Genomic DNA, 24808 nt, shown 5'->3' on the forward strand with positions numbered 1-24808 from the left:
TCAACTATCGCGATTCCCTCGACATTTCTTCGATCTTATTTATGTTTTCCTCGTCTGCGTCCCAGTATCCTCGTTCGTGCGCTTCTAGTAGTCTCGAGGCTATCTCGCGTACGGCCGCTGGGTTCAGTTCTTCCATCCGTTCTCTCGTCTCGTCATCTAGCAGGTACTCTCTCGCTACTCCTTCCCATATCCAGTCTTCTACGGAGTCGGTTGTGGCGGCGAGTCCTATCAGGTTCTCCACGCGTTTTGCTATCTCTCTGCACCCGTCGTACCCGTGTTTCAGCATGTGTTCTTTCCACTTCCTATTGAGTAGTCTGGACGCGGCTCCCGATCTGATCACTGTCTTGAGGTCATGGACTTCCGGTTCTTCGTTCGAGCATGAGTCGATCACGTACGTTTTCGCGTCTTCGGCTGTGGCCGTCAGTCCTCCTAGGAACTCGTAGTAGTGGTCCAGGTCGATGATGTCGTAGGATCTGTGCGATCTGATCTGTACCGTGGCGTCCTGTCGGCTTGTCACCGTCTCGAACAGTTCTCTGTGTTCTTCACCGTGGACTCCCTCACCGTACGCGTAACCTATGTCGTTGAGGTACGCGTCGATGAGTTCCGATTCGTCGTCCCATCGTGACGATTCTACCTTCGACCGCATGTTGTCCGCCGCGTACAGGTCGGGTCTCGGGCCGAATATTCGGGTTTCAGGTCGTTCGTGCCCTTCTTCCTTGAGTTCTCTCACGTTCTTCTTCACCGGGTTGACTTCTTCCGGCTCGTCGAGCTCCGCTACCTTGCGTACGGCCCGGTCGATGAGTTCGACGATGTTCGGGAAGGTATCCCTGAATATCCCGCACATCGTCACGACGACGTCCACTCGCGGTCGTCCCAGTTCCTCAGCCGGTACTGGTTCGACGTCGATCACGTTGCCCGCATCGTCCCTCACCGGCCTGACCCCGAGTAGCTCGAGGATCATGGCGACGGTCTCTCCACCGGTCTGCATCGTCTCGAAGGCCCATAGGACGATACCAACGGTCTTCGGGTATTCACCGTGCTCTTCGAAGTGGCGTTCCAGGAGTTCTTCGACGGCTTTCCTGGCCCGTTTCTCGGCCTCCGGCGTGGGTATCCTCCTAGGGTTCAGTGACGTCAGGTTGCGACCCGTCGGCACGACCTCTGGGTTCCGTTCTATCTCGCCTCCTGGTGACGGTTCTAGGTACTCGCCTCGGAGCGCCTTTAGGAGCGATTCCTGTTCGCGGCGGTACGATTCCACTAGTCCGTCCACGAGTTCCCGGGCGGAGTCCGGGTTGTTGAAGGCGTTCGATAGCTCGTCCTCGCCTTCTTCGAGGTATTTCAGTACGGTATCGACGGCTCTCTCGCGGTCCGTCTTCAGAGCGTCTCTCGATTCCGCGTAACTTACTACGGTTTCCGCGATCAGTTCTGGGTCGGGGTTCGCTCCGATTACGTGTAATCCGCACGGGATACGGTCTCTGATGGCCCTCCGGATCATCGATTCTACCGCGCCGACGTACGCGTCGTTGTCCTCGATTTCGATGTCGATTCCAGCCGCTTCGACGATTTCTCGGAGTTCTTCGACGTCCTCTCGACCTTCGCGGACAGCCTCGCACAGCCGCAGTAGTTCTCGGTATCCATCGAGCTCCGGGTCGGCGAGCGGTGGGTGCAGATGGGAGACAGTGTACGTGTACGTCCTGTGTTTGGCGATCGCGGCCTCCGACGGGTTGTTTACGTTGTACAGGTAGACGTGTGGGATCGGTGTTATGAGGAGGTCTGGGAAGCACGAGCGTGATAATGCCTTCTCTTTGCCGGGTAGGAACTCCAGGGTCCCGTGCGTGCCGAAGTGCAGTATTACGTCGGCGCCCCACTCTCGACTTAGCCACTCGTAGAAGCAGACGTAGTAGTGTGTCGGGGGAGTGTCGTCGTGGTACGATTCTTCGGATTCGTGCAGGCCCCTGGTGGGTTGGAACCCGACGAACACGTCCCCGAGATCGAGACCGAAGATTCGGAACGACCCGTCGACGAGTAGCGGGTCGTCTTCCGGGTCGCCCCACGCTTCGAATACGCGTTCTCTGGACTCATTTGGTAATTCCTCTAACCACTCCAGATACCGGTCTACCGAGACCTCGTCGGCCGCCGGTACGTCTTCCGGTCGTTTGTGCTTCAGGTCTGGGTTACCGAGTCGTCGGAGCGTGTCGTCGGTGACTTTGTCCAGGTCGACTTTCAGACTCATTTCGTCCTCCAAGAGCTCTAACACGTTACGTAGGCTCGAGAACGTGTCAAGGTACGCCGCTTCACCTACGTTCTCTTCGCCAGGTGGGTAGTTGAACAGGATGATCGCGATTTTTCTCGGGCCGTGACGTCGCAGCTCGATCCATCTGTACACGAGCTCCGCCGCGCGTTCGACGTTCTCCGGTATCGGCTCCATGGCGTGTAACGGGACGTTCCCGAATCGACCTACTTCCGACTGGCAGGCTACGGGTGGTAGGAAGATCGCGGAGTCGAGTTCCGGGAGTGACACGTTGATGATCAGGCTCAACGGGTCCATCCCGAACTCGCTCTCTTCCCACTCTTCTCGATCCATGTACCAGAGTTGAGGAGCCACGAAGTACAGGGTGTTCCAGTCCCTGAATAACTCCACGCCGCGCTCGACCTCGCCACCCATCGGACCGCCGACGATCCTGAAGCAGGTTAGTGCCACCACCGAGTCAGGGCGCTCGTCGGCGAAGAATCGGGTCAGGGATCCGTACGCGTCTACCGAGCAATAGCAACCCACCGCGCCAATGCCCTCTTCCCGTAATGCCTCTATGACCGCGTCTACGTGCTCCGTGTTCCCGTTCGTGTAGAAGAACTTGTAGAACGTGACCGGTACGAGGGTCCCGTATTCTTCGCGGAGTTCCTTCAGGTAATCCGCGTCGACGATACCGTCCTTCGGATCGTACAGGGCGCGACTAGGTACCTCCTTCGGTGGGTCGGGTTCACGGACGTCAGCGTCCGCGAGCTCCCTCGCGAGATACAGGAGCATGTTCTCAACGTTATCGGGCCCGCCGTAATCCCAGTATCGGAACGCCCTCATCGCGATCTTCAACCTCCTGAGCGGTCCGAACCATCCCATTTTTTCCGCGAACTTGGCCCCACGTTCCAACGCCTCGTCCATTCGGACTCCGGACAGGTTGTCCTTACGACGCTCCATCATTCGACGGAATAGTCGGAAGAATCGGCTCTTCTCGATCCCGAGGCTCTTGAACGACTCTCGCATAACCTCAAAACAGGAGTTAACGGCGACGAACGGGGTCTCCTGTCCTATCCCGTCCAGGTCGACGGCCTTAGCCGTGGCAGAGTCCATGACGTTCAGGACGGCAAAGTCGGCCTTTCTCGCAGCCCTCTCGAACTCGCCAGGTCGCTCGCGTAGATCCCACATGTAAAACATCTCGACGTCAATTTCACCCTTGAGCCGTTCCGCCGCCTTCGCGACGCTGAGTGAGTACGGCTGGTGACCCACTACTACGACCGCCTTGACCACAGGACGGCCCCCTCAGTGGCGCGAGTTCCCAGAGTATTTAGTACTACCTCATACCAGCTATCGAAGATGTACGATGAAGGGAGACGTCACGGTAGTCCTGGAGCGGCTCTTATCGTTCCGTGATGTATTTGAGGCTCAACCAGCTATCAGGAAACGCTCCGAGGGCGTTCCGAACCCCGTCGTGGGGTGGTGTATGTGCTCATCCCGGTAGGAGGTGAAGTCGCGTTGGTCGCGATATCCTTGTTCATAGTGGCGATCGTGCCGACGATCGTGGCCGCCTTGGTCGGTGGTTCGTTCGGTAAGATAATGGGATACTTAACCATGTTCTTCCTCATAATGATAGTCGTACCGATCACTTACCTCAAAGTGAAGAGCTTCGGATTCTGGGAGCTGCTAACGCTAGATCTTACGGCATCGAGTTGCTCCCTCGCGATCCTAAGGATATCGACCTCCGGGCTCGGGTTCGACGTCGGGTCCATCGTGGCGATCTCGAACTTATCGTTCGGTGTCGCGCTCCTGGTCGCCACGACCATGGGTGGGTGGAAATCGTTCAAAGCCGCACTCCACTCGAAGATATGGTTCCGTTTGATGATGCTCTCTGGAATCGGGTTAGTTATGGCGTACTGGTCATATCTTGCTATTCTAGACTTCATAGATTGGTTATACGGTAGAAAGGCTGATCCGAGGGACTTAGAGGCGGCAGAAGCCCTCCTTCGGGGTGTCCGCGATTGCGAGAGACGATTGAAAGAGGTTTCTGGGTAGGAGGTGGGTTCCTTTACCTAGCCTCTAAAATATCGTCCGACCGCAACGGTAAGTCAAAGGCTTACGCGTTGGCCACCTTCGGTTCATCATTACAGACCATTTCCGTAGGGATTGCGTCCGCGCTATGTAAAAGGATTGAAGAAGAATATGTAGGGGTTACAGGACGTGCCGTCCAGTCCTTCGATATCGACCCACCATTCGATCGAAAAACGTACTTGTTAGGTCTGAAAATGGTTCACGATAACGTTCATAGTGCTTATAATACTATGTACCGAGCTCTCTCTGATGACTCTAGGAACGCATTTGCTATGCTTCAAAAAGTGCTTGAGGAAGATCCTAACATGTTTTCGGGTGTAGTCAACTACCTACACAACGAGGTCAGGAGACAGGCGGAGAAGTCCCCGGCTCTATCGGAGTTCGTTCGCGAGACCATTGGGACCGTAACACTCGAACGACCCGCATCCGACACGACCGTTATGGACGTTTTTCAACGGACGTTGAGTTGGCTGCAAGGGGAGTCCGACGAAGAAGGAGAAACGAGGTCACCCACGAACACCTCGGGTCCGCGACCCTACTCAGATAGACCCTCAACGCGTGGTCGAAAGATGGTACCTCGAGCACAGGGTCGGACCACAACTTCCCACCGTAAGCTCGAGTACCCACGTCAGCGTCAAACGTCGTTGAGGACCCCCGAAACCTTCAATGATTCGGATAGTTCGGAACGGTCCTTCGACCTCATGGCCGCCTTCTGGGAGATGATAAGGGGATTGTACGAAGGGTTGTCCTCCTGGAGCTCCGAGAATGGGTACCAAAGGTACAAGTGTGGTGGCGATAGGTCCTCTCGATAGCTTCGTTTGGGGATACAGTGTTGCTAGAGCTACTGATTCTAACCTCTCTAACCCCATTGTGCGAAGACATCAACCACTAATTGTCGGACTTTCATTGGTCCACTCCGGCACGTTGGACGCTAAGATCTGTGGACTGAAGGGTGGGATGAAGTGAAGGTCGAAGTCGACAAAATCGAGGCTGGCCAGATCGATCATAGAAGCCTATGATAAGTTGTCTAAGGTGGGTAAGATGTTAAGATCGCGGAAAATCTGCAAGCGCCCTGGGCATGAGAAATTTACATCTATATATCGGAGAGTCCTACGGTATCATCGTACGAACTTCAACCTGGGTGCGCTACTGAGCCTATCGTTCTTGGTATTAGCCTCAGCAACACTAATCTCCTCACTGCTTTACGGTAAGGAAAGCACCGTGACACGCACCCTAGCGGCAGCGATGTTATGTACAGCGTTATCGGTGCTATTCTGTACTATCGCAGACGTCGCAGTGGTGGAATTCGCGGACGCGATCCTGCGTGGAGAAGGAACCCACAAAGCTGTTGAGGCTTTTCGACGGTTGATGCTCGAGCTTTCGATCGTTGTAACAGCTTACATAGGGTTCGTGGTTGGCGTAATGATATACTCGGCGTACCTTGTGAAAGTGGAAGGACGTGACGTAGTAACGATGGCGCCAGCACTTACTTCGATACTCCCAATGATGATAGGATTGTACTTGGTATTTCTAGGATTCCAATTAACTGGGTGAGACTTAGAGCCGTTTCCGACTGACATCCCTCCTAGGTGCCGTTGCCCTTAAGATGTGGCTCTGCCGAGTAGTGGGTGATTCCGTTGAATTCCATAGACTTGATGGCTGTAGGGGTAGCGTCGGGTGTCGGTGGTGGACTAGCACCCGGCCCCCTGCAGGCGTTGATAGTCGCTGAAACGCTTGAAAACGGCCTCAAAGCCGGGCTTTCCGTCGCCGTGGTCCCGGTAATCACTGACATTCCACTCATAGTGATTGCTAGTATGATAGCGACTCGTCTTCCGGATCTAGTGCTCAAGCTCCTAGGAATGGTTGGATCTGCCGTCCTGGCTTATATGGGCTTGTCTATGATCGTAGGTGCAGGTTCCGTGGAAAGTGTCGAATCCGGGAACACCGTTCACACTCACACTCTCCGACGTGCTGTCGTTGTCAACCTGCTGAACCCTCACCCCTACGTGTTCTGGTTTACTGTTGGAAGTTCCGTAATGGGATCGGCACGTTCGACCTGGAGTTCGATGATGTTCCCGCTGGGTTTCTTCCTAGGGATAGTGAGCGTACAGACCATCATATCACTGGCCGTCCACTGGACGTCATCCATCTCTCCAATGGAACGGTCCGTCGCCCGGAGGTTGTCCGGTATCTTATTAATAGGGGTCGCAGCCTACTTTGCCTGTACTTCCGTTAAGTGAAGTAGTCCCGACTCCCACATTTTCTCCAACGGCGCGATGTGTCCCTTCACCCGTACGGATTTCGACTTAGAGTGGTCCGTACTCTCCGAAGCGTCGGGCTGTCGGTACTCTCGAAGTAGAGAGATAGTAGCGGCGGTGGTGGTAACTAGGGACCTCACCCGACCGTCGAGAAGTTCACGTGATCTGGATCAGTACCGGGGTTAATCCTCATCCAGCTCGGACGTCCGCCACCTTCATCACTTCCCGGATGCGGTCAACTCAAAGATGGGCGAGCCCGCCTCTCCGTTCTGGGTCGGTGATACAAATGGCGTAATATAACTAACCTACCATGAGATCCTCGACTTGGCGTACAGTGATGGTACTCTCGTGAACACTGTCGGGGGATGAGGAAGCGGGAGATCGCCGAGTCGATGATGTCACCCAGGGGCACCGACCTACTGGCGTTTCACGCGGTTACTCCTCTCTCAGTCTAATTAACTTTACGAAAATCAATGTCGAGAGTTTCCAACAGTTTGACCCGATACCGCCGGAGGTCTCCGCGAGTACACTTTAAACGGGATGGCCTGTCCCAGCCGGGGGCAGTGAAGTTGGCCGAGCGTCCCGAGAAGCTCCAGTGGAAGGAGTGGGAAGAAGCGGGCCTCTTCGAGGCGGACCCGGACGACCGTGAGTCGGTTTACATCACGGTCGCGTACCCGTACCCGTCCGGTTCGATGCACGTGGGTCACGCGCGGACGTATCTGGTCCCGGACATCTACGCCAGGTTCAAGCGGATGCAGGGCTATAACGTCCTGTTCCCGATGGCCTTCCACGTGACGGGTACTCCCGTGGTCGGCATCGCGGAACGGGTCAAGGAGGGAGACGAGGACACGATAAGGCTTTACCGCGACCTTTACGGGGTCCCTGAGGAAGAGCTCGAGGAGTTCACGAAACCTGAAGCGATCGTGGAGTACTTCGCGCGCGAGTACGAGGAGAACATGAAACGCATGGGTTACTCGATCGACTGGCGTCGGAAGTTCACGACGGTTGATCCGGAGTACCGATCGTTCATCACATGGCAGTACCTGAGACTCAAGGAGAAGGGACTCGTCGACAAAGGCGAGCACCCGGTCCGGTACTGCCCGTACTGCGAGAATCCGGTAGGTGACCATGACCTCCTGGAAGGTGAGGACGCGACGATCGAGGAACTCACCCTCGTGAAGTTCCCGGTAGACGGTGACGACATGATACTCGTGGCAGCCACGTTCCGCCCGGAGACGCTGTACGGAGCGACGAACGTGTGGGTGAAACCGGACGAGGAGTATCTGATCGTGGAGGTAGACGACGAGCGGTGGGTGGTTTCGGAGGAAGCTTACCGGAACCTCAAGCACCAGAAGGTCGGTGTCGAGAAGGTGGGTAAGGTGCGGGGCGAGGAGCTGATCGGTGAGAGGGTCGTGAACCCGATCACGGGGGAGGCGCTGCCGGTCCTACCGGCGGAGTTCATCGACCCGAAGTTCGGAACCGGTGTTGTTTACTCGGTGCCCGCGCATGCTCCGGCGGACGCTGCCGCGCTCGAAGACCTGAGGGGGGACCCGTCGGTACTCGAGGAGTACGGCGTGGACCCGTCGGTCGTGGAGGAGCTCGAACCGGTACAAGTCATCGAAGTGGAAGGGTACGGGGAGTTCCCGGCGTACGAAGCGTTGGAAGAGTATGGGATCGAGTCGCAAACGGACCCGGAGCTCGAGAAAGCGACCCAAGAAGTCTACCGGACGGAGTTGCATAAGGGTGTGATGGTCGTCGACGAGTTCGAGGGTACGTCGGTGCGAGAAGCGCGGGAGCGGATTAAATCGCGCCTCATCGATGCGGGCGAAGCGGACGTCATGTACGACTTCTCGGAAAAGCCGGTGATCTGTCGATGCGGTACCGAGTGCGTGGTCAAGATCCTGGAGGACCAGTGGTTCCTGAAGTACTCAGACGGAGAGTGGAAAGAGAAGGCTGAAGAGTTACTCGAACGCATGGAGATAATCCCGGAGGAGGTGCGCACGAACTTCGAGGATACGATAGAATGGCTAGACGACTGGGCGTGCGCGCGTAGGGTCGGTTTGGGTACCCCGTTACCGTGGGACCAGGACTGGATCGTCGAGCCGCTGAGCGACTCGACGGTGTACATGGCGTACTACACGATCGCGCACCGACTGAAGGGCAAGGGCGAGCTACCACCTGAGGTGTTCGACTACGTCTTCCTTGGCGAAGGCGACCCGGAGAGGATCGCCGAGGAGACCGGGCTGGACCCGGAGGAGCTCGAGGCGATGCGCGAGGAGTTCGAGTATTGGTACCCGCTGGACTGGCGGCTGTCGGCGAAGGATCTGGTTACGAACCATCTGACGTTCTTCATCTTCCACCACGCGGCGCTGTTCCCGGAGGACAAGTGGCCGAAGGGTATTGTCGTGTTCGGCATGGGACTTCTCGAAGGTCAGAAGATGAGCTCATCCAAGGGTAACGTGGTCCTACTGTCCGAGGCACTCGACGAGTACGGTCCGGACGTGGTGCGACTGTTCCTCGCGACCTCGGCGGAGCCCTGGCAGGACTTCGACTGGAGGGACGAGCACGTCCGTGGCGTCCAGCGGCATCTGGAGCGGTTCGAGACCCTGATTCGAGACCACGCCGACGAGTCGTTGGACGGTAAGGACGCGGTAGACAGGTGGCTCCTGCACGAGTTCCGTGAGATCATCGAGGAGACTACGGAGGCCCTCGAGGGGTTCCAGATCCGGCGGGCGTACAACCGGGCTTTTTACGGGGTCATGAAGCTACTCCGTGAGTACGAGACCATGAAGGGACACGTGAAGATACTGGGTGAGATCGCCGAGGATTGGTTGAAGCTCCTCCATCCGGTAATCCCATTCGCGACCGACCGTTTATGGCGTGAGGTACTGGGTGAGGACTCGTTCCTGATGGAAGAGAGGTGGCCCGACCCGTCGAAGTACCCGGAGGAACCCGAGCTCTCCGTCGCTAAGGAAGTCCTCGACCGGCTGATCGAGGACGTCCGAGACGTGGAGAAGGTAATCGGTGCGGAACCCGGGTACACGCTGCACGTGTACCTGGCGCCGGAGTGGCAGTGGCGGGCGCTGGAGTTGGTCGCGGAGGGTAAGGAGTTCGGGGAGGTCATGTCGGAGTTGATGAAAGACGAGGGGCTGAGGGATAAAGGGGACGAAGTTGCTAAGGTCGTGCGGGAGTTGGTGAAAGAGGATCTACCTGAAGGTGTCGACGCGGGCGCGCTCAGGGAGTCCCTCGCCGAGTTTCTGGAGGACGCGGTACGGGTCCTCACGAACAAGACGGGCGCTTCGGAGGTGGTAGTCCACACGGACCCGGAGGAGGCACCGGGACCGACGGATAGGAAAGCAGGGGCTCGGCCGCTCAGGCCGGGCATCTGGCTGGAAGAATAATTCTGGTTCTACCTATCCTATTCTACTTATTATAGTCCTTCCTATATCCTACTCTACTTATTATAGTTCTTCCTATACAAATCCATCCACGCCCTCATCCTCACCGTCTTCCAGCCTCGCTCTCCAACCAGCTCGATAACGGCTTCCCGCGTCGCCTCGCCCGGCAGCACGACGAACCTCTCGACCGGTTCTCCCTCGAGTTCTGGTTCCTCCACGCCGTCGAGGAACGGCTCCATGTTCGAGTACGATACCTCTACTGCTTCCTCATCGAGTGTCTTCAGCAACCCGCCAATTCCGCCTTCCTCGATAAGAGCCGCGAGTGTCGCGAGGACCATCATAGCCTGTCGGTCGATCATTTTCTGCGGTGCTCCGAGTTCCCTCACCGCACAGAACTCTTTTAGCGCCTCGATCACGCGCCTCAACAGGACGACGCTGAGGTCACCGATCACCGATACCAGCTCCACGTGCGGTAACTCGAATACTTCCTTGCCCGTGGAGGACAACACCTCTTTGACTAACTCCGCCTGCTCTTCCGTGGCGAGGACGGTCCCGTTGCCCGTACCCCGCGCGGTGATGTAAGCACGATGGTTCTCGGTGCCTGGGATACCCGCCGGGTGCGCGGGTGTCACGCCAACGGCCTCGGGTACTTCCATTCCTGCCTCGTATAGGCTCTCCTGAATTTCGAAAGCGGAAGACGTACAGGTAGGACAGACGACGGCCCCTTCCTCCAGATGTGGTGCCATCTCGCGGACGATGCCACCGGTAGCGCCGAACGGTGTGAACAGTACGACCATCTCTGCCCCTTCGACGGCCTGAGCGTCGTCCTCGGTCAACTCGACACCGGCGTCGACGACCCGGTCCACGTGCTCGGGGTCCTGTTCACTCAGGTTCGGATCAGCTAGTACGACGTCGTGACCCGCCTCCGCGAACTCAATCGCCATGGCCGCACCGCCGAAGGGTGGCTCCCCACCCAGCTTCTCGGCGGCGCCGATCCTCTCGTACAGGCGCTGGTTGCCGAAACCGAGGACGGCCACGGTGGCCAAGTGCTGCCCCCTAATCACGACCTCAGATAAGGTGATAAATGCTACGGTTTGGAAACGCCCTTCGTCAAAATTGGGGTCGGGGGTCACAGTCGGTCCCGAACGAGTTCGGAGAGCGGGTCGCCACGCATGAATTCGGCTAGGCCCTTACCCAGCTCCGGGTCCCGATCAGCCAGCTCGGCCAGCTCTTCGGAAGAAAGCAACCTTACCTCACCTTCGGAAGACCGTGCTAGGTCCTTCCCGAAACCGTGGGACAGGAGCGTCTGGCGGTCGGCTCCCTCCAGGCGCCTCAAGAGGTCCTCGGGACGTACGAACTTGCGCTCGGCTCGAGTCGCTAACTTTCCGTCGTCTTCCACCCAGAACCTCCCGTGGGCGCGGACGAACCCGCGGACCCTGTCTTCCCGTACCCAACCAGCCGGACCCACGCGCCACTCGAGCACTGGCAATCTTCCGTGCTCGAACTCCAACAGGACGTATCCATGTTCCTCCTCGGAATCCCGCATGACGTACCATCGACGCACCTCGAACCCCTCGTTCTCCAGCACCTTACTAAGGCTCCTGGCCGTCTTCTCCAGCTGCGGCCAGTAAATATCTTCTACCTCGTCCGGCAGCCTAACCTCGATCGCGACGACGTGGGCGGGATTCTTCTCGAACCAACCTCTGATCTCCTCTCCACTCGCGGGCTCGAACTTCCTCCCTCGGAAGAATTCTGGTGACGGGTCCTTCAGGAACGCCCTGGCCGCCAGAATGAAGCGAGTGAGCTGGCGTTTCGAGAGGGCCGCTGCCACGTTGCGTTGGGGATCTACGGGGTCTAGGACGATCAGTGCCGGGTCCTGATCCTCGAACTTCTCTCTAACCTCTCCGTAGTCTTCGTAAACTTCACCTACGAACCCCTCGAGGTCGATGACGAAACCTGGCCTCCAGGTCATCACGGCCTCCCGGAGTACCTCCTTGAAGGACCCGTAGTGGATCACGAGAAGCTCGCAGAGGTAGCCGGAAAATCCCTTCACGCGGGCCTCCGCACCGTACGCGTCGATCGCCTTGACGAAAGCCTTGAGCAATCTCACCTCTGCCGTGTTCTCTAAGCGCTCCTTGACGTATCGGTTGTGGTGAGGCGTGCGATCGACTGGGGTGATCACCTCGCCCGGTTCGGTATCGTAGCACGGTACGACGTCGACTTCGAAGGTCCGACCTCGGTACTCGACCTCTCCTCCGATGTAAGGGTGATTCGCGTACTCCTCCAGTGCTTCTCCACCAAGTTCCTCGATGGCTTCGCGTCCCACCTCCAGTGTGATTTCAACGATCTCGTCCAGGTCGCGGTCCTTCGGAAACACGCAGAACACGTCGATATCCGAGGCGCCCGGTAGCCAGGTATCTCTAGCTACCGAGCCGATTAGCTCGACCTCGGCGTCGGGGTCGCGCCCTTTCAGCCTGTCCCTAACCTCGCTCAGGACCCTGCGTGCGAAGCCTTCCACCACCTCTCGCTCCTCTGGGTCCGGCGTGACCTCCCGTCTGACCTCGTCGAGGACCTCCTCGAGGATCACCTAACCCGGCCCCACTGTGCTACTGTAGCGATCATCGGATCATCCTCTCGTGACGACGGCGTCGCGCTCGGTATATCGGCTCAGATCTTGACCTCCTCGACCGTGTGGTACTCGGGACCCTGAGGCCTGAGGATACTCTTCTTGAGCCGAATACGGTCGACCTTCACCTCACCTATTTCCACGTTCGAGAGCTCTCGGATGGCCTCTACCAATCGGTCCTTGTTGCGTCCGCTTCTGACCCTGGCCACGGTCACGTGGGGCACGAAATCCTTACGCTCCCGTCGGAACCCCATTCGGCCTAGCTCCTGCTCGAGCACCGCGGCCATGGCTTTGGTCTCGTCGGATCCCTCCTCCACGCCGATCCACACCACACGCACGTAGTTGGGGTTCGGGAACACCCCGATGCCCTTCAGTCGCATGGTGAAGGGCTCGACGGTCTCGACGGCTTTCTTCATCGCGTTGACGACGTCGGTGACGCGCGACTCCGGGATGTCACCCAGGAACTTGAGTGTGAGGTGCACGTTCTCCGGCTCCACCAGCTTCAGGTCGGCTCCCGAGGCCTTCAACCGCTCCTGCACCTCGACGATCCGGTTCACTAACTCCTCTTCCTCTATATCGATCGAGATGAACGCCCTGAACCGCGACATACGTTCCATCCCCCGGCGAAGTTAATTACGGGTCCGTGGTGGTCTTCACCGAGGAGGCGACCGGGGGGCTTAGTATCCCCGCCGAATCCTGTGATCCGGTCCCGGACGCCAAGCTCGTCGAGTTAAAACCGTTGGGTTATCCCGTACGGGAGCCGGGGATGAGTAACGAGGTAATCGTGGATTCGCTCGAAGCTTTCAACGCGTACGCTCGTGAGCAGTGGTTAGGAGAGGTCGTGCGGGAAGGTACGATACTCTTCGACACCGGCGTCGTTCACAGTTACGCCTTCAAGGTCGTGCGCGTCGTGCCCTCCGGGGTGGGTCGGATAACATCTTCCACTAAGTTCGTTCTTCGTACTCGATTCGATGAAGACCGCATGGAGATACCGAACGTGACGCTCGACGACGTGGTGGGGCACGAGGAAGCCAAGCGTGCGTGCTCGCTCCTCGTCGAGTACCTCAAGAACTCGGAGGAGTTCCGGGACTGGGCCCCGAAGACCGTCCTCTTCTACGGGCCAACGGGTACCGGTAAGACCCGTACGGCGAGAGCCGTGGCCGGGGAGGCGAAAGTCCCGCTCCTCCACATGAACGCTGCCGAGATCCTCGGCAAGTACGTAGGTGAGGCTAGCGAGAAGATCCGGAGGGCCTTCACGCGGGCCCGTAGGGCGGCACCCTGCGTGTTCTTCCTCGACGAGATCGACGCGTTGGCGCTCGACCGACGGTACCAGGAGCTCCGGGGCGATGTGGTGGAGAGTGTGAACGCGCTGCTCACGAACCTCGACCGGCTCAAGAGCGTGGACGAGGGTGTCGTGTTCATTGCGGCCACCAACCAGCCCGACATGTTGGACCCCGCGGTGAGGAACCGGTTCGAGTACGAGATCGAGTTCACACTACCGGACAAGCGCGAGCGAGAGGAGTTGGTCCGTTACTACGCGAAGAAGCTACCTATGCCGCTCGAAGTCGATCCCGCGTACATCGCGGCCCGTACAGGAGGGATGTCGCACAGGGAGATCAAGGAGAAGGTGCTCAAACGCGCGCTCCTCGAGGCGTTACGTGAAGGAGCAGAGAGAATAGAACGGAAGCACGTCCAGAAGGTCTTGGATCAGGAACGGGAGCGCAGGGCTGTCCGCATATACCACAGGTAGTAGCCCGCCGCGTGGCGGGCCCTCCCCCGCCGGGTCCCCATACCTACGGGGTTCCCCGGCGGGGTCACGGGTAATCCTCCACTTCTTCCACGTTCCTACGGATTTTCACGCCCGAACCCTCCTCGACGCGGCCGATCCGTCGGTACCAGACATCGCGTCGCTCGAACGCATCTTCCAGGTCCTCGGCGCGTTCCTCCGGAACCGCGACCATTAGCCCCCCGGCCGTCTCCGCTGACTCACCTCGCTCCAGACCGTACCCGAGCGCCCGTGAGAGTTCCGTCGTCCCTGGGATCACCGGTAGTCGCTCGATGACCACACGGACGCCGCTGGCCTCCGCCATCTCACCTGCGTGTCCCCTAAGCCCGAATCCTGTGACGTCCGTCATCGCGTGAACCCCGACCTCGAGCGCTGCCTCCGCCGCGTCCCTAAGGGGCTCCGTCATTACCTCAACGGCCAAGTCTACGACTTCCTCCAGCTCGGAGTCCGTCAGGAACTGCCTTCGGACGTCCTCGGGCATCCTCAATGCGGCCATCGCCGGCTGCGTACCGAGCGGTTTCGTGAGGTACAGAACGTCTCCGGGCTCGGCTCCACCGACCGTTACGTACTGCTCGGCGAACCCGGTGACGCAGCCGCCGAGGATGGGCCACGGGTTCATGATCGTATGACCGCCGACGACCGGAGCGTCCACTTCACGACACTGATCCGCGAATCCCTGCAACATCTCGCGCGCGTCTTCCTCCGTGAGCTCCCTGTTGAACCCCGAGACCACCAGTACCGAGAGCACCTCGGTGGCTCCCATCGCGAAGACGTCGTTGATGGAGTTGTTCGCGGCGATTCGTCCTTGGGTGTACGGGTCCGGGTGTATCGGGGTGAAGAAGTCCACAGACTGAATCAAGTAGCCTCCGTCTACGCGGATCACCGCGGCGTCGTCGCCGACACCGACCTCCACGCGCTCGCCTTTCTCCGGTAGCTCGACGCCCTCTATCAGGTCTTCTAGGTCTCCTTGTGGAAGTTTACAGGCTCATCCGTGAAGGTCCACCATCTCAACGAGGCTCTTCTTCCTGCCCATGTTTCGGATATCCCCCGCCTTACCTGATAGGCGGCGCGACTTAAGACGTGCCCGGGGTCGCACCGATGGCTATGAAGTGCGTCGATACCGTACCGAATGGGAAACGACAGTAGGACCGAGTGCCGATGAGGAGGATGGGTTGAAGCCAGGCAGAACTAGCCGCTGAAGATTCCAGTCGGAATTCTTCAGGGTAAGACCGAGAGGTCCTCCTCGTAAACGTGCGCGTTGGCGGCGTACACCGTCAACGTCGTCGGCTTCAGTCCAGCCCGCTCCGCCACGTGCTCCTGGAACCTCCTCAAGGCGATCATGTTAGCAACCAGAGCTTTCCCTACGTCCCACGAGCGGTAGAACGCGTGGAGCTCGAGACCATGATCACCGTCGGACTGCAGCTGAAGTGCGGTGAGGCAAGGTACCTCCTCCTCGTCGAGATCCCGGCGTGGATCCCAAGTTACGGCGACGGCGCGTCTGGTGTTTCGGGACGTGCTCAATCGTTCCGAGATCTTTTCGACCTGATCTAGGCCGAAATACCGTCTGAGCCGATTACCGTAAGTGTATTCGAAACCCCGCGGTTCGGGGTCGAGCAGCTGATCCTCGTACGCCCGCACGGAGTGCTCGTCGAGCGGATAGTCGTCCGGAATATCGAAGGATTCCGGTCCGGAAGGCTCGAGGTGTGCTATTAAGCCGCGTACTTCCTTGACAGGACCCCGCTCCCTCTTCACCTTCTCACCGTGGATCTTGATACCGGTGACGGCCTGCCGCCACACCTGCTCCAGAGTACGCCCGCGTACGACCAACGGTCTGTCTTTGCTTAGCACGTCGGTACCCCGGTCGGACGCTGGGGCGGTCAGTTAAATGAACGGTCAGCGCCTCGTCATACCAGGACTGGAACTCGCGCTTCAGAGGGAGAGAGGCTACTCACCGCGCAGCTGCATCTTTTCCTCCTCCGGAATTTCCGAGATCTCCAGACCCCGCATTGCAACCTCGTCGCCCAGGTTCTTCGACACTTCCGCTACGACCTCCGGATCATCGTAGTATGCCGTCGCTTCGACGATGGCTTCTGCCATCTCCCGCGGTCTGTCCGACTTGAAGATGCCCGATCCCACGAAGATCCCGTCAGCACCGAGCTGCATCATCAGGGCGGCGTCGGCCGGCGTCGCGATACCACCAGCGGCGAAGTTCACCACCGGCAGCCTGCCCAAGCTCGCGACCTCCGCGACGAGATCGAACGGTACCCCGTACTCTTTCGCCTTTCCGTAGAGTTCTTCCTTGTCCAGTCGGGTTAGCTCCGAGATCTCGCGCCTGATGATCCTCATATGCCTGACGGCTTCGGCCACGTTACCCGTACCCGCCTCGCCTTTCGTTCGGATCATCGCGGCGCCCTCGGCGATCCTACGTAACGCCTCACCCAGGTTCCTCGCACCGCAGACGAATGGCACCTCGAACTCCCACTTGTTAATATGGTGCTCCTCGTCCGCCGGCGTGAGGACTTCCGACTCGTCGATCATGTCAACGCCGATCGCTTCCAGAACCTGCGCCTCGGCGACGTGTCCGATCCTGCACTTAGCCATCACGGGGATGGTCACGTGGTCCATTATTTCCTCGATCTTGGCGGGGTCGCACATGCGGGCGACGCCACCCGCAGCTCGGATGTCCGCGGGAACTTTCTCCAACACCATCACAGCGACCGCGCCGGCATCTTCCGCGATCTGAGCCTGTTCGACGTTAGTCACATCCATTACGACGCCTCCCTTCAGCATGCGTGCAAACCCGGTTTTCACACGCCACGTACCGGTCTTCATCCGAGATCCCCCGATTAACCTGCTGTGAGCATTTATATAGCACTGTTACGGGTGCTAGAGGGGGTCCTGATGATTTCGGAAGGTAACGACGATGACAGTCGGAAGGTCAAGATAGCCGTGATCGGACCGGAGGACGCCGGCAAGACTACCGTGGTCCGGCAGTTATCCGACAAGTTCACTACGGTATCGCCCCGTGGAAAGACCGTAGGGATCGACTTCGGGAAGTGCAAGTACTACGAGGACGTATACATGTTTGGCGTCCCAGGGCACCTTAGATTCAAGTTCGTGATGCGTCTCGGGGCGCGGAACGCCGACGGCATGATCTTGGTGATAGACTCGGCCGACCCGCACATAGACACGGCGGTCAAAATATACAACGTTGTGAAGGGCGTCGTGAAAAACCCACACCGCGTCGTGGTATTCGCGAACAAGCAGGACCTCCACGACGCCCTGTCGCCGGAGCAAGTCGAAGAACTCGTCGAGAGGGCACTTGGTATCTCTCCACCCGTGATCGGAACCGTTGCGATTAAAGGGAAGGGGTTACGGGAAGGTCTTGACATCCTGCTATCCCAGTCTAACACCTACGATGAAACTATCGAGATCAACGGGATTCGCTAGCCACTTGCAGGGGTTCCGACGTTGCCCGTCTCCGTCAAGAACAGAGCCACCATCGCCCAACTGATGTTATCTTATGGGATCACGATATGTGTAGACGAGGATGTCCTTCGGGCCATCAACGAGATGACGTTCGGGCAACTGCCTATGGTACTGGATGAGTCTGTCGACGTTCCCTTAGAGTATGAGGAGAACATCATGGACGCAGAAGTGGCGTCACTGTTGAAGTTCGGTGAGGATATTGTATCCTCACTCCTCGACATGATCGTGGTCGTGAGGGTGAACGCTGTTAACGGTGTTGAAGGTACCAGCACACCGTGGGAGCTGTTAAACACCATCCTGCTAGCCGACAACCCGGGAAAGGTAAAGTTGAGCAGTTCTCACTTTTCCATTTTCGCTATCGACGAGAGACGGATCGTATACACATCGAGCAGCGGGAGACGTCGGATACCGTACACTGACCTCACCTACATGAGAGACATATCGGAATGGGTGAATGCGCGCGACATCACATCCCCTAATTACGCGTATATATATGACGAGAGTGCGCTCAACATTACGAGAGACGTGCTAAAGAAAAGACACAGAGCAAGTATCAAAGGATTATCAGAACTACTTAATAGACCTAAACACTGGGTACGAATCGACACTACTATCACGGAAAAGAAGGACGGTATACTGATTAGAGATAGACTTCTTGATTGGATGGAACCGTTAGAATTTACTAAGATAACAGTAAGACGTGATGTTGATGAGCCTGCTATCGAGGCGATTACTGGCGAGTCAAAAGTGAACAAAGTGTATGCACTCAGGGTATTTAGAGAGATCAAACCTGGATTTAAAACGTATCGTGAACTTGTGGAGCGGGTTCAGTTACCGGATTCTATAGTGAAGTCAACTTTAGCACTGTTCACAAGGTTCAGCTTCCTTATGTATTCATTCAAGTACACTCCTCCGATAATTTAGCTCCGAGGGGGAACGTGAAATGACTTCTGAGGTATTCACTGGGAAGTGTACTCAAGTAATACTCAAAGTACCTGTGTATAGGAGTGCGGGTGTGGAATACAAACCGTCATTGTACGTGATTCCGATGTGTTTTCAGGGCGATCTGATAGCGGGAGAGCTGGCCGTCGCCACCCTACTTTTCGTAATAATCGTAGGCTCTCTCTCATTGATCTCCCTCCGGAACGCCATTCACGCCAGGGATAAGGGACGGGTCGTACTCCACATCGGGATGCTGACGTTCCTGGCGTCGTTCACGTACGCCGCGTTCCGAATGGTCCAGTCGTCCCTTTTCGTGCCAGCGGGACCACCGTCACCAAAGGCGGTCGCAGTACCCCCGACGATCGTGGGCGGTAGCGAGATCAACATGGTTTTCGTGGCGTCGTTGATCGGCCTCGGTTTGGTCGTGGTTGGGGCTATCGCGTCGATGACACGGCGCATCCGTGTGTAGTTCCCTCCTCCTCGCCCATCGTTAAGACTAATGTAACGTTAGGAGGGATGCCAATGACGAAGGTTTACTTCGTCGGCGCCGGTCCGGGCGACCCCGAGCTGATGACGTTGAAGGGTTTACGGGTGCTCCGACGTGCTGACCTCGTGATATACCCCGGTTCGCTAATTCCCCGTGAGTCCGTGGAAGAGTGGTGTCCGAACGCCGAGCTCGTTGATAGCCACGGCAAGACACTGGAGGAGCTGGTGGAGACTATGGTCGAAGCCGTGGAGGACGACCGTACCGTGGTACGGCTGGTTTCTGGGGACCCGTTCATCTACAGCTCACTGTATGAACAAGTCCTCGAACTCAGACGACGGGGAGTGAATTACGAGGTGATCCCCGGCGTGAGCTCCGTCAACGCCGCCGCGGCGGCGCTAGGCGAGGAGTTGACGAAACCTGGGATCAGCCAGACGGTGATACTCACCCGCCCGGCTGGGAGGACCGGGAAACCCGAAGGTGAGTCACTCTCAGAGCTCGCGAAGCACGGTTGCACGATGGTGATCTTCCTAGGAGCCGCTTACCTGGAGCGCATCGTGAAGTCGCTGCTCGAAGGCGAGTACGACGAAGATACTCCAGCCGCCGTCGTGTATAAGGTGTCCACACCCGAGGAGAAGGTGATCCGGGGTACGCTGGGGGACATCGCTGAGAAGGCGCGTGAAGAGGGTATCGACAGGACCGCCTTGATCATCGTGGGTGACGTCTTGAAGGAGGAAGGTGGGAGATCCCATCTGTACTCGGAAGAATACGCGAGGAGGGTGCGGGGATGACTGGGCTGGGATTCTCGCCGAAACGTCGTCTAGACCGAGTCGTGGTCTACGAGTTTCGAGATCTCCCGATACTCGACGACGTTCTGGAGTTCTTCGAGATCTTGGATGTCGAGGTTGACGTCGAGAACAGGTTGGGGTTCGATTCCGACGCGGACGCGCTGGTGTACGTGTGTTCACCCGGGATCGCAGCCAGGGCGTTGAGACTGCGGGAGAAGGGTGAAGACCCAGTGGTAATGGTCGTGACGCCCACCAAAGAGGTGATGTGCCTCTCCGGCCACCACTGGGGCGGGGACGAGCTCTCCATAGCGCTGGCGGGATGGTTGGGCGGCCGTCGATCTGGTCTCACCACCGCGGAGGCGGAGTCCCGACCGTCGGCCGAGGACGTGCTGGACGTTATTGGGGTGGACCCACGCCGACACCGGGACGAGATCGTGGAAATCGTAGATGCGTTAGAACGTGGAGTATGGATCGAGAAATCGCCTCATCCGGGACTCGTCCGGTACCTGAAACTACTGGGGGTCAAGGCGTGGAGCAGAGAAAAAGCGGGGCTCGTGGTGGACCCCGAGCGCGGTGAAATCGTGGAGTTACGGGGTGGTGATAGTGGGCAAGCTGTACGTGGTCGGTACGGGACCCGGAGATCCGGACCTGATGACGGTTAAGGCACGGAAAGTACTACGGAACGTGGACGTGGTCGTGGGGTACCGGACGTACGTCGACCTCGTCGAGGAGATACTACCGGAAGACGTCGAGGTAAGGCGGTACGGCATGCGGGAGGAACTCGACCGGGCGCGGGAGGCCGTACGGCTGGCGGCCGATGGGTTCGAGGTGGCTCTCGTCAGCGGTGGGGACCCGGGCGTCTACGGGATGGCCGGCGTCGTCCTCCCGATCGCGGTCGAGGAAGGCGTCGAGGTCGAGGTCGTGCCCGGGGTCACGGCGGCCTGTGCGGCCTCCTCGCTACTCGGCGCGCCGCTCATGTTGGACTTCGCGGTCGTGAGCTTGAGCGACCACCTCGTACCGCTAGAGGAGATACTGGAGAGAGTCCGGGCGGCCCTCGAGGCCGACTTCGTTCTGATCGTGTATAACCCGAGCAGCTCCGAGCGTAGGCACGTCTTCGACGCGTTCGTCGACGTCCTAGAGGAGATAGTGGAGGGAGACAGGCCGGTGGGGGTAGTTCGAGACGCCTATCGCGAGGGACAGAGCGTCGATGTCGTACGAGTTCGCGAGCTGCGCGGTCTGGCCAACAGGATTGATATGCGGTCCATCCTGATCGTGGGGAGCTCTCGGACCCGGGTGATGGGAGATTGGTTGGTAACGGAGCGTGGTTATCCTTCGCGCACTGGTCGGAACTCCAGCGAGTAGTAGATCACACCGTCCTCACCGTCCTCACTAATACGGCGGAACACGGCTTCCACCGGCATGCCTACGTCGATTTCACCGGGCTCGCAGTCCACGATCATCGCCGTGACCAGCGGCCCCTCTTCTAGTTTCACGACAGCCACGACGTAGGGTGCCTTGTCCTCGAAACCCTCAGGAGGTACGCGCACCACCGAGTACGTGTATACCTCGCCACGACCCGAGAGTTGTACCTCTTCCATCTCACCGTCGCTGCGGCAGTTGGGACAGACCACACGCGGTGGGAAGAACACCTCGCCGCAGTTCTTGCACCTCGTCCCGATCAACCGGTACCTGTTGTCGATGCTCCGCCAGAAGCGAGGTACGCCACCCATGACGGATTCCCCCTAATCGGCCCGCTCGAAGATATGGACGACCACGGTACCACCAGATCCTCCGACGTTGTGGGTGAGCCCGATCTCGGCGCCGTCGACCTGGCGTTTCCCAGCTTCGCCTCTCAGCTGTTCCACGATCTCGACCACCTGGGCGACACCCGACGCACCCACCGGATGTCCCTTCGCCTTCAGCCCGCCGCTCGGGTTCACCGCGACGTAGTCGGAGTCGATCTCGAACATCCCATCGTGATACGCCTCACCGGCCTCCCCCTTCCCGACGAAGCCTAAGTCCTCGACGGCTACGAGCTCCGCGATCGAGAAGCAGTCGTGCACCTCGGCCACGTCCACGTCCTCTGGCTCCACGCCCGCCTGCTTATACGCGGTCTTCGCGGCCTCAACCGTGGCCTTCAGCGTGGTGATGTCATCTCGATCGTGCAGTGCTATGGAGTCCGAGGCCTGGGCCGTCGCGCGGACCACTATCGGCGTGTCCGTGAACTCCTTGGCCATCTCGAGCGGGCAAACTATCACGGCGGCGGCACCGTCCGACACCGGAGAACAATCGAGTAACCGGAGCGGGTCGGCGACGAGTGGGCTCTCGATCACCTGCTCGACCGTGATCTCGAACTGGAACTGGGCCTTCGGGTTCTTAGTGGCGTTACGATGGTTCTTCACCGGTGGAAGCGCCAGGTGTTCCCGAGTGGTTCCGTACTCGTACATGTGTCTCCTGGCTATCATCGCGTAAAGGGATGGGAACGTGATCCCGTGGAACGCCTCCCATTCCTGGTCAGACGCAGTGGCTAACGTCGCGGTCGCCTCCTCCGTGGTCACGTCTGTCATCTTCTCGACGCCACCGGCCAGCACGATGTCGTACATCCCGGAAGCTACTGCGAGGATCGCTTGACGCACGGCCAGACCGCCGGATGCGCACGCCGCCTCGACCCGTGTGCACGGGATAGGCGTCAGACCTGACCGATCCGCGATCAACGAGGCTACGTGCTCCTGGTCGATGAAGCGGCCTGCGCTCATGTTTCCGACGTACATCGCTTCGATCTCGTCTCCTCCCATACCCGCGTCCTCGAGAGCCTCCAACCCGGCCTCTACAAACAGGTCGTCGAAGGACCGCTCCCACAGTTCTCCGAATCTCGTCATACCCACGCCGACGATGGCTACGTCCCGACGGAGCACGTACACCATCCCCTCAGAACTTGAGCTTCCTTTTCATCTTCGCGTACTCTCCGTACGTCACGTACACGCGGTCCTCTAGGTACTCCTCCAGCAGCGGGGCTTTCTCCCGGACCTCTTCGATACGTTCAGTCACGACGAAGCTGAACGCGTCGCTACCCGCACCCGAACCGTACGACACGACCAGGATGCGATCATCCGGCTCGGCGCGGTCCAGTGCCGCCGTGAACCCGAGCAGCGACGATCCAGAGTACGTGTTACCCACTCGGTCTACGACGATGGTCGGTTCGACTTGCTCGGGATCAAATCCTAGACTACGTGCGACCTTCCTCGGGAACTTACCGTTTGGCTGATGGAACACAGCGTAGTCGAAGTCCTCTGGGCTCAGGTCGAGCTCCTCCATCAGTCCGCGGGCGGCTCCGATGATATGCTTGAAGTACGCCGGGGCACCGGTGAACCTCCCACCGTGACGTGGGTAGGGCTGTCCTTCGCGGCGCCAGAAGTCCGGGGTGTCCGTGGTGTACGAGTAGGTGCCTTCCATCTCGGCGATGAGCTTCTTCTTCCCGATCACGAACGCGGCTCCGCCGGCCGCCGCAGTGTACTCTAGCGGGTCTCCCGGAGCCCCCTGAGCAGTGTCCGCGCCGATGGCGAGCCCGTACTTGATCATACTCGAAGCCACGAGACCCGCACACGTCTGGATGGCCGCAGTTCCGGCCTTGCACGCGAACTCGTAGTCGGCCGCCGTGAGATCGGGTGTTGCCCCGATTGCAGCTGCGACGATAGTGGCGGTGGGCTTGACGGCGTAAGGTGGTGACTCCGACCCCACGTATATCGCACCGATGTCTTTAGGGTCTATCCCCGCCCGCGCTACTGCGTTCTTCGCTGCTTCAACGGCAATCGTGGCGGAATCTTCGGTCTCCGATGGGACGCTCTTCTCCTCGATCATTAGCCCTGACTTGATGGAATCTACGTCATCTCCCCAAACTGCCGCGATCTCCTCCACCTTAATCCGATACCTTGGAACGTAGGCACCGTACCCGACAATCCCGACGCGCTCCGAAGGTATCAACCATGGCCCCCCGACTGAACTTCGGTAAGTTCCTTAAGCCTTTTCGAGATCTTCGAAATGGACTCAGTAGTGGTGGCGAGGTTGATACCTTCTACCTCCGCGATCTTGATACCGATGTCATCCACCTCGCTTTTATCAATACCATGTAGTATCACCGCGCTCGGTTTCACCCCAGCAGCCTTTATGGCCACCATCGGGGAGCGCCCTCGGTCGATCCTCGTGAACACCAACACCCTGTTCGGGCACTCCCCGTACACCCGAATTAGGGACCGTGCTGGGACCTCCAGTATCGTCTTCACGCTGTCGATCACGGTATACCCGAACACATCCACGTTACCGTGGTGGACCACGGGCTCCGCCTCGATCGCTTCATAGACCTCTTCGAGTTTTCTCGGGTAGGGGAACTCACCGATGCCGATTAAGGTGACCAGTAACTCTTCGCTGAACAGAACGTTCTCGAGCGCGGAAACGATGTTACCGCCACGCTCCTCGTCGATCTCTATAAGTGATTCCACGAACTTTCGCACTGTATCGACCCGAGGGGATTTAGTCTTCCCAGTTTCGTACTCGCTGATAACCGAAGGCGACACACCCATCCGCCTGGCGACCTCGACCTGTGAAGCGTGGAACACCTTTCGCCACTTCCTCATCACCTTCCCCGGGTGTTCCGACGCGGCGATGTCGCCGACGATCCTTTTTAGCACGAGGCTCCTCGGCAACGGGGATCACTCCCCGTGG

23 protein-coding genes are annotated in these 24808 nt (G+C 58.6%); 12 read left to right on the forward strand and 11 right to left on the reverse strand.

Going from position 1 to position 24808, the window contains the following annotated elements:
* Positions 1–4: 4 nt before the first annotated feature.
* Positions 5–3520 (reverse strand): cobaltochelatase subunit CobN, encoded by a 3516-nt coding sequence (locus BW919_RS07120; RefSeq protein ID WP_088336320.1) that lies wholly within the window; start codon positions 3518–3520, stop codon positions 5–7.
* A gap of 195 nt (positions 3521–3715) precedes the next feature.
* On the opposite strand from BW919_RS07120, the gene BW919_RS07125 reads away from it, so the two are divergent.
* The 5 genes from BW919_RS07125 to leuS all read left to right on the forward strand — a co-directional run bounded on the left by BW919_RS07125 (position 3716) and on the right by leuS (position 9977).
* On the forward strand, positions 3716–4282 hold the full coding sequence (locus tag BW919_RS07125) for a hypothetical protein (RefSeq protein ID WP_088336321.1): 567 nt from the start codon (positions 3716–3718) through the stop codon (positions 4280–4282).
* The gene (locus BW919_RS07130; RefSeq protein ID WP_088336322.1) at positions 4249–5130 is read left to right on the forward strand and encodes a hypothetical protein; all 882 of its coding nucleotides are present in this window, start codon (positions 4249–4251) and stop codon (positions 5128–5130) included. The genes BW919_RS07125 and BW919_RS07130 overlap by 34 nt, the downstream gene beginning before the upstream one ends.
* Positions 5131–5341: 211 nt before the next feature.
* Positions 5342–5872 (forward strand): hypothetical protein, encoded by a 531-nt coding sequence (locus BW919_RS07135; protein WP_232452877.1) that lies wholly within the window; start codon positions 5342–5344, stop codon positions 5870–5872.
* A gap of 83 nt (positions 5873–5955) precedes the next feature.
* On the forward strand, positions 5956–6558 hold the full coding sequence (locus BW919_RS07140) for a LysE family transporter (RefSeq protein WP_088336324.1): 603 nt from the start codon (positions 5956–5958) through the stop codon (positions 6556–6558).
* Positions 6559–7139: 581 nt separating this feature from the next.
* On the forward strand, positions 7140–9977 hold the full coding sequence (leuS, locus tag BW919_RS07145; protein ID WP_232452878.1) for a leucine--tRNA ligase: 2838 nt from the start codon (positions 7140–7142) through the stop codon (positions 9975–9977).
* A gap of 53 nt (positions 9978–10030) precedes the next feature.
* On the opposite strand, the gene BW919_RS07150 is transcribed toward leuS, so the two are convergent.
* The 3 genes from BW919_RS07150 to thpR all read right to left on the reverse strand — a co-directional run bounded on the left by BW919_RS07150 (position 10031) and on the right by thpR (position 13208).
* Positions 10031–11011, reverse strand: coding sequence for a H(2)-dependent methylenetetrahydromethanopterin dehydrogenase-related protein (locus tag BW919_RS07150; protein WP_232452977.1), 981 nt, complete (start codon positions 11009–11011; stop codon positions 10031–10033).
* A 92-nt stretch (positions 11012–11103) separates the two neighbouring features.
* Positions 11104–12561 (reverse strand): CCA tRNA nucleotidyltransferase, encoded by a 1458-nt coding sequence (cca, locus tag BW919_RS07155; protein ID WP_088336327.1) that lies wholly within the window; start codon positions 12559–12561, stop codon positions 11104–11106.
* 80 nt (positions 12562–12641) lie between these two features.
* Entirely contained in the window at positions 12642–13208 is a 567-nt protein-coding gene (gene thpR, locus BW919_RS07160; RefSeq protein ID WP_157666162.1) for an RNA 2',3'-cyclic phosphodiesterase, read from the reverse strand.
* A gap of 158 nt (positions 13209–13366) precedes the next feature.
* Here thpR and BW919_RS07165 point away from each other — a divergent pair, with 158 nt between their 5' ends.
* A complete protein-coding gene (locus BW919_RS07165; protein ID WP_157666163.1) occupies positions 13367–14350 on the forward strand; it encodes an AAA family ATPase in 984 nt (327 codons plus the stop codon).
* 64 nt (positions 14351–14414) lie between these two features.
* Here the strand turns inward: BW919_RS07165 and selD are convergent, their stop codons facing one another.
* From selD to pdxS, 3 genes are all read right to left on the reverse strand, one after another.
* Positions 14415–15419 carry a selenide, water dikinase SelD gene (gene selD / locus BW919_RS07170; protein ID WP_088336330.1) on the reverse strand — a complete coding sequence of 335 codons (1005 nt, stop codon included), beginning with the start codon at positions 15417–15419 and terminating at the stop codon, positions 14415–14417.
* 185 nt (positions 15420–15604) lie between these two features.
* Entirely contained in the window at positions 15605–16234 is a 630-nt protein-coding gene (locus BW919_RS07175) for a thymidylate synthase (RefSeq protein ID WP_157666164.1), read from the reverse strand.
* Positions 16235–16330: 96 nt separating this feature from the next.
* Positions 16331–17218 (reverse strand): pyridoxal 5'-phosphate synthase lyase subunit PdxS, encoded by an 888-nt coding sequence (pdxS, locus tag BW919_RS07180; RefSeq protein ID WP_088336332.1) that lies wholly within the window; start codon positions 17216–17218, stop codon positions 16331–16333.
* Positions 17219–17287: 69 nt separating this feature from the next.
* On the opposite strand from pdxS, the gene BW919_RS07185 reads away from it, so the two are divergent.
* The 6 genes from BW919_RS07185 to cobJ are packed head-to-tail and all read left to right on the forward strand — an operon-like array spanning position 17288 to position 21451.
* Positions 17288–17836, forward strand: a complete 549-nt coding sequence (locus tag BW919_RS07185) for an ATP/GTP-binding protein (protein ID WP_088336333.1) — start codon at positions 17288–17290, stop codon at positions 17834–17836.
* A 21-nt stretch (positions 17837–17857) separates the two neighbouring features.
* Positions 17858–18799 carry a hypothetical protein gene (locus tag BW919_RS07190; protein WP_088336334.1) on the forward strand — a complete coding sequence of 314 codons (942 nt, stop codon included), beginning with the start codon at positions 17858–17860 and terminating at the stop codon, positions 18797–18799.
* A gap of 19 nt (positions 18800–18818) precedes the next feature.
* Positions 18819–19286 carry a hypothetical protein gene (locus BW919_RS07195; protein WP_088336335.1) on the forward strand — a complete coding sequence of 156 codons (468 nt, stop codon included), beginning with the start codon at positions 18819–18821 and terminating at the stop codon, positions 19284–19286.
* A 47-nt stretch (positions 19287–19333) separates the two neighbouring features.
* On the forward strand, positions 19334–20092 hold the full coding sequence (gene cobM, locus BW919_RS07200) for a precorrin-4 C(11)-methyltransferase (RefSeq protein WP_088336336.1): 759 nt from the start codon (positions 19334–19336) through the stop codon (positions 20090–20092).
* Positions 20089–20751, forward strand: a complete 663-nt coding sequence (locus BW919_RS07205) for a hypothetical protein (RefSeq protein WP_088336337.1) — start codon at positions 20089–20091, stop codon at positions 20749–20751. The genes cobM and BW919_RS07205 overlap by 4 nt, the downstream gene beginning before the upstream one ends.
* Complete coding sequence (gene cobJ / locus BW919_RS07210) at positions 20693–21451, forward strand: precorrin-3B C(17)-methyltransferase (protein WP_088336338.1); 759 nt, start codon at positions 20693–20695, stop codon at positions 21449–21451. Before BW919_RS07205 ends, cobJ begins: the two co-directional genes overlap by 59 nt.
* Here the strand turns inward: cobJ and BW919_RS07215 are convergent.
* The 4 genes from BW919_RS07215 to BW919_RS07230 are packed head-to-tail and all read right to left on the reverse strand — an operon-like array spanning position 21415 to position 24789.
* Positions 21415–21819, reverse strand: coding sequence for a Zn-ribbon domain-containing OB-fold protein (locus tag BW919_RS07215; RefSeq protein ID WP_088336339.1), 405 nt, complete (start codon positions 21817–21819; stop codon positions 21415–21417). The two genes, cobJ and BW919_RS07215, sit on opposite strands and share 37 nt — an antisense overlap.
* Positions 21820–21831: 12 nt before the next feature.
* Positions 21832–23004, reverse strand: a complete 1173-nt coding sequence (locus BW919_RS07220; protein WP_394334947.1) for a thiolase domain-containing protein — start codon at positions 23002–23004, stop codon at positions 21832–21834.
* Between the two features lie 13 nt (positions 23005–23017).
* Positions 23018–24070 carry a hydroxymethylglutaryl-CoA synthase gene (locus tag BW919_RS07225; RefSeq protein WP_088336341.1) on the reverse strand — a complete coding sequence of 351 codons (1053 nt, stop codon included), beginning with the start codon at positions 24068–24070 and terminating at the stop codon, positions 23018–23020.
* The gene (locus tag BW919_RS07230; RefSeq protein WP_088336342.1) at positions 24067–24789 is read right to left on the reverse strand and encodes a helix-turn-helix domain-containing protein; all 723 of its coding nucleotides are present in this window, start codon (positions 24787–24789) and stop codon (positions 24067–24069) included. The genes BW919_RS07225 and BW919_RS07230 overlap by 4 nt, the downstream gene beginning before the upstream one ends.
* Positions 24790–24808 lie beyond the last annotated feature (19 nt).

Source organism: Methanopyrus sp. KOL6, from assembly GCF_002201915.1.
GTDB lineage: Archaea > JAADCQ01 > Methanopyri > Methanopyrales > Methanopyraceae > Methanopyrus.